3 protein-coding genes and 1 pseudogene are annotated in these 5,067 nt (G+C 66.7%); all 4 read left to right on the plus strand.

Annotated elements, in window-relative coordinates; translation table 11 throughout:
* The first annotated feature begins 174 nt into the window (after positions 1-174).
* The 4 genes and pseudogenes from SP5_RS15240 (at position 175) to kdpB (ending at position 4,990) form a co-directional block, all read left to right on the plus strand.
* Positions 175-1,023, plus strand: coding sequence for a TorF family putative porin (locus SP5_RS15240; RefSeq protein ID WP_042490399.1), 849 nt, complete (start codon positions 175-177; stop codon positions 1,021-1,023).
* Between the two features lie 109 nt (positions 1,024-1,132).
* Positions 1,133-1,222 carry a K(+)-transporting ATPase subunit F gene (gene kdpF, locus SP5_RS15245; protein ID WP_037531783.1) on the plus strand — a complete coding sequence of 30 codons (90 nt, stop codon included), beginning with the start codon at positions 1,133-1,135 and terminating at the stop codon, positions 1,220-1,222.
* Positions 1,223-1,235: 13 nt separating this feature from the next.
* Positions 1,236-2,939 carry a potassium-transporting ATPase subunit KdpA gene (kdpA, locus tag SP5_RS15250; RefSeq protein WP_042490400.1) on the plus strand — a complete coding sequence of 568 codons (1,704 nt, stop codon included), beginning with the start codon at positions 1,236-1,238 and terminating at the stop codon, positions 2,937-2,939.
* A gap of 15 nt (positions 2,940-2,954) precedes the next feature.
* A pseudogene (kdpB, locus tag SP5_RS15255) lies at positions 2,955-4,990 on the plus strand (potassium-transporting ATPase subunit KdpB).
* Positions 4,991-5,067 lie beyond the last annotated feature (77 nt).

Consider the following 5,067-nt stretch of genomic DNA (forward strand, 5'->3'; position numbering starts at 1 on the left):
CCTCCACCAGCTTCGCTGGTCCCCCTCCCCGTACCGGGGAGGATTGGGGCCAACTATACGCCGTCTATATGCGAAACCGGGGGATCACCCTCGAATTGCTACGCCCCACGCGCCTAATTGCTCGGCCCTGGAGGTCGCCCCACTCATCCCGGCGGCCTGTCCATAGGGGCATATATGAAGACCATCACCATTTGCGCCGCCACGGCGCTGTTCGTGCTTCCTGCCGCCGCATCGGCGCAAACCGCCGAGACCGCGCCGCCGCCGGTGACCGTCAGCGGATCGGCCGCGATCGTCTCCGACTATCGCCTGCGCGGCATCTCGCAGTCGGACGAGCATATGGCGGTGCAGGCGGGCATCACGGCGACGCATGAAAGCGGCCTCTATGTCGGCACCTGGGCGTCGAACCTTGCGGGGTGGGGCACGTTCGGCGGCGCGAACATGGAGTTGGACCTGATCGGGGGTTACAAGACCAAGGTCAGCGCGACCGGCACGCTGGATGTCGGCCTGACCTGGTACATGTATCCCGGCGGCGCGAACAAGACCGACTATGTCGAGCCTTTCGCCAAGCTGTCGGGCACGGCCGGCCCGGTCTCGCTGACCGCCGGTGTCGCCTATGCGCCCAGGCAGCAGGCGATCGGCAAGTGGTATAACAACGGCGCCAGCGCTGCCGCCGGTGTCTATGACCGTCCCGGCGCGAAGAGCGACAACCTCTATCTCTGGGGCGACGGCGCAGCGGCGATCAACGGCACGCCGTTCACCGCCAAGGCGCATATCGGCCATAGCTGGGGCATGGACGGCCTGGGTCCCAACGCCACCGCGCCGACGCCGACCGGCGATTATTGGGACTGGTCGCTGGGCGCGGACACGACCTGGCATAACCTGACGCTGGGTTTGTCCTGGGTCGACACCAACATTTCCGACCGCAAGGCCGCCTATCTGCGGCCGAGCTTCAGCAAGGGGCAGGACGGCACCGGCAATATCGCGGGCAGCACCTTCCTCGCCACCCTCACCGCCGGTTTCTGAGGAGCATCGCACATGGACGATCTGATCTGGCTGTTGGTCATGGCGGGCTTGGTGGCGGCAACGCTCGCCTATGCCCGGCTGTGCGACCACGCGTGAGGGGGCGGAGACCATGACCCTCGACCTCTGGCTGGCGGCGCTGACCGCGCTCGGCCTTCTCGTCTATCTGGTGGCGGTGCTGATCCGCCCCGAACGTTTCTGAAGGGGGCGGCATCATGACGCTTCAAGGATGGGCCTTGATATTGGGCTTCGTCGCGATCCTGCTCGCGCTGACCAAACCGGTCGGCGCGTGGCTGTTCGCGCTCTATGAGGGGCGGCGCACGCCCCTTCATGTCGTACTCGGCCCCGTCGAGCGCGGCTTCTACAAGCTGGCGGGCATCGACCCGAACGCGCAGCAGGGCTGGCGGCGTTATGCGCTGCACATGCTGATCTTCAACGTCGCGTTGATGGTCCTGACCTATGCGGTGCTGCGCCTGCAATTCTACCTGCCGGGCAACCCGCAGGGTCTGGCCGGGCTGACCCCGCATCTGGCGTTCAATACCGCGATCAGCTTCACCACCAACACCAACTGGCAAAGCTATGGCGGCGAGTCGACCATGTCGAACCTGTCCCAGATGCTCGGCCTGACCATCCACAACTTCCTGTCGGCGGCGACCGGCATCGCGCTGGCCTTTGCGCTGTTTCGCGGTTTTGCGGGGCGTGAGACGAAGCATCTCGGCAATTTCTGGGCCGATGTGACGCGCATCACCCTGTACCTGCTGCTGCCGATCTGCGTCGTCTATGCGCTGTTCCTGATCGCCAGCGGCGTGCCGCAGACCATGGCGGGAGTGGTCAATATCGACACGCTGGAGGGCGTGCGCCAGTCGATCCTGCTCGGCCCGGTGGCCAGCCAGGAAGCGATCAAGATGCTCGGCACCAATGGTGGCGGCTTCTTCAACGCCAATAGCGCGCATCCGTTCGAGAACCCGACCGCGCTGACCAACCTCGTCCAGATGCTGTCGATCTTCACGATCGGCTTCGGCCTGACCTGGTGCTTCGGCAAGGCGGTCGGCAACACGCGCCAGGGCTGGGCGATCCTGTCGGCGATGATCCTGCTGTTCCTGGGCGGTGTGACCGTGGCCTATTGGGCGGAAGCGGCGGGCAACCCCGTGCTGCACCAGCTGGGCGTCGCGGGCGGCAATATGGAGGGCAAGGAGGTCCGCTTCGGCGTCGCCGCCTCGGCCCTGTTCGCGGCCGTCACCACGGCGGCGTCGTGCGGCGCGGTCAATGCGATGCATGACAGCTTCACCGCACTGGGCGGCATGATCCCGCTGTTCAACATGCAGCTGGGCGAAGTCGTCATCGGCGGCGTGGGTGCGGGCATCTATGGCTTCCTGCTGTTCGCCATCCTCGCGGTGTTCGTCGCGGGCCTGATGGTCGGCCGCACCCCCGAATATGTCGGCAAGAAGATCGAGAGCCGCGAGGTCAAGCTCGCCGTCCTCGCCATCGCCGTGCTGCCGCTGTTCATTCTGGGGATGACTGCGCTGTCGTGCGTGACGGGGCAGGGGCTGGCCGGACCACTCAACAAGGGGCCGCATGGTTTCGGCGAGATCCTCTACGCCTTCACCAGCGCGGTCGCAAACAACGGCTCGGCCTTTGCGGGCCTGACCGCCTCGACCCCTTGGTATGACGGCCTGTTGGGCGTCGCCATGTGGGTAGGCCGCTTCTTCATCATCGTGCCGATGCTCGCCATTGCGGGCAGTCTCGCGGCGAAGAAGCATGTCCCCGCCTCGGCTGGCTCCTTCCCGACCACGGGTGTGCTGTGGATCGGTCTGCTCGTCGGCATCGTGCTGGTGCTGGGCGGCCTGACCTTCCTGCCGAGCCTCGCCCTTGGTCCCATCGCCGATCATCTTGCGATGATCCGCGGTCAACTCTTCTGATCGGGAGCGCCTGTCATGGCCCATTCCCCTACCAAGAGCCTGTTCACCGCGGAGCTGGTGCTTCCGGCGATCAAGGCGTCGTTCGTCAAACTCAATCCGCGCGAGCTGATCCGCAATCCGGTGATGTTCGTGACCGCCGTGGTCGCGGCGCTGCTGACTGTCCTGCTCGTCGTCGGGCATGACGGGCTGACCACCGGGTTCAAGCTGCAACTGGTCGTCTGGCTGTGGCTGACCGTGCTGTTCGGCACCTTCGCCGAAGCGCTGGCCGAAGGGCGCGGCAAGGCACAGGCGGCGTCTCTGCGCGCCGCCAAGGCCGAACTCACCGCCAAGCGGCTGAAGGGTGCTGGCCAGGAGTGGGAGAATGTCCCCGCCAGCGCGCTGAAGATCGGCGACGTGGTGCTGGTCGAGACCGGCGACCTGATTCCCTCGGACGGCGAGGTCGTGGCGGGTGTCGCCAGCGTCAACGAAGCCGCGATCACCGGCGAGAGCGCGCCGGTCATCCGCGAGGCGGGCGGCGACCGCTCAGCGGTGACGGCGGGCACGCGCGTCATCTCCGACGAGATCCGGGTGCGCGTCACCGTCAATCCGGGCCAGGGCTTCCTGGACCGCATGATCGCGCTGGTCGAAGGTGCCGAGCGGCATAAGACCCCGAACGAGGTGGCGCTGACCATCCTGCTCGTCGGGCTGACCATCATCTTCCTGATCGCGGTCGGCACCATTCCGGGCTTCGCTTCTTTCGCGGGCGGCAGCATCCCGGTGGCGATCCTGGCGGCGCTGCTCATCACCCTGATCCCGACGACCATCGCAGCGCTGCTGTCGGCGATCGGTATCGCTGGCATGGACCGTCTGGTCCGCTTCAACGTGCTCGCCAAGTCGGGCCGTGCGGTCGAGGCGGCGGGCGACGTCGATGTGCTGCTGCTCGACAAGACGGGCACCATCACCATCGGCGACCGTCAGGCGAGCGAGTTCCGTGCCGTCGGCGGCTTGGACGTCGATGCACTGGCCGAAGCGGCGTTGATGGCGAGTCTTGCCGACGAAACCCCCGAGGGCCGCTCGATCGTCGTTCTGGCGCGCGAGCAGTTCAAGGTGTCGGTCGCCAGCCTGCCCGCCAATGCCGAGATCATTCCCTTCACCGCCCAGACCCGCATCTCGGGCGTGAAGGTCGGCGACCGGCTGATCCAGAAGGGCGCGGTCGACTCGATCCTGCGCGCCCATCCGGGCTGGGCGAGACGGCGGCGGCGACCCAGCTGCGCCGCATCACCGACGAGATCGCGCGCGCGGGTGGAACCCCGCTGGCGGTGGCCGAGAATGGCCGCCTGCTCGGCGCGATCTTCCTGAAGGACGTGGTGAAGGCGGGTATCCGCGAGCGTTTCGGCGAGCTGCGCCGCATGGGTATCCGCACGGTGATGATCACCGGCGACAACCCGCTGACCGCCGCCGCCATCGCCGCCGAGGCAGGCGTCGACGACTTCCTTGCGCAAGCCACGCCGGAGGACAAGCTGGCGCTGATCCGCCAGGAACAGCAAGGCGGCAAGCTGGTCGCGATGTGCGGCGACGGCACCAACGACGCCCCCGCGCTGGCGCAGGCGGATGTCGGTGTGGCGATGAACACCGGCACCCAGGCCGCGCGCGAGGCGGGCAACATGGTCGATCTCGACAGCGATCCGACCAAGCTGATCGAGGTCGTGGGCCTCGGCAAGCAGTTGCTGATGACGCGCGGGGCACTGACGACCTTCTCGGTCGCCAATGACGTGGCGAAGTATTTCGCGATCATCCCGGCGATGTTCGTGGCGCTCTATCCGGGTCTCGGCGTGCTGAACGTCATGGGTCTGGCGACGCCGCAATCGGCGATCCTGTCGGCGATCATCTTCAACGCGCTGATCATCCCGCTGCTGGTGCCGTTGGCGCTGAAGGGGGTCGCCTACAAGCCGATGGGGGCGGGGCCGCTGCTGGCGCGCAACCTGGCGGTATATGGCCTGGGCGGCCTGATCGCGCCGTTCGTCGGCATCAAGATCATCGACCTCGTGGTCGGTGGCCTGGGCCTGGCGTGATCTGACAGTAAAAGCCCCTCCCCTTCAGGGGAGGGGTAGGGGGTGGGGCATCACCGCGAACGAAGCGCTGGTGGAAA

The organism is Sphingomonas parapaucimobilis NBRC 15100, from assembly GCF_000787715.1.
GTDB classification, from domain to species: domain Bacteria; phylum Pseudomonadota; class Alphaproteobacteria; order Sphingomonadales; family Sphingomonadaceae; genus Sphingomonas; species Sphingomonas parapaucimobilis.